The 422-nt window shown below is 51.2% G+C and carries 1 pseudogene; it reads right to left on the bottom strand.

Annotated elements, in window-relative coordinates:
* Positions 1–422 (bottom strand): annotated as a pseudogene (locus SLS51_RS23370) (VRR-NUC domain-containing protein); the annotation flags it as partial.

Below are 422 nucleotides of genomic sequence, written 5' to 3'. Positions count from 1 at the left end.
CGACGGCAAGGGTGACCAGGATAACAACGGCAACACCGGCAATAATCACCACCATTTCCAGCATGCCTTCACCCACCTCTTTTAATATCTGCATCCAGCTAATGTTTTTTAGCTCTTCCAGGGTGATATCTGAACCCTGTTGCACCGTCTGCCACCGGGCTTTTATCTCACTCTCCGTCCAGGTCACGATTTTCCCCGTTTGTTCATTAACCCAGGAAAAAGCGTAGCTGACCTGATGGCTTATCGGGTCAATAATTTCTTCACACACCCACTTGCCAGCTTGATTGAACCAGATACCAAACTGGGCAAGGAGCTCCCGGGTACTGTCGCGGACATAATTCAACCCATTTTCGGCCAGACCCGCCACCTCCTGCCCGAGGACAACCCAGTCTTCATAGCTGGGTAAAAACGACCAGCGGGAA

The sequence above is a fragment of the Photorhabdus africana genome (genome assembly GCF_035181445.1).
Taxonomy (GTDB): domain Bacteria; phylum Pseudomonadota; class Gammaproteobacteria; order Enterobacterales; family Enterobacteriaceae; genus Photorhabdus; species Photorhabdus laumondii.
The sequence above is the reverse complement of the archived record's forward strand: the minus strand, read 5'-3'. Positions and strand labels throughout refer to the sequence as shown.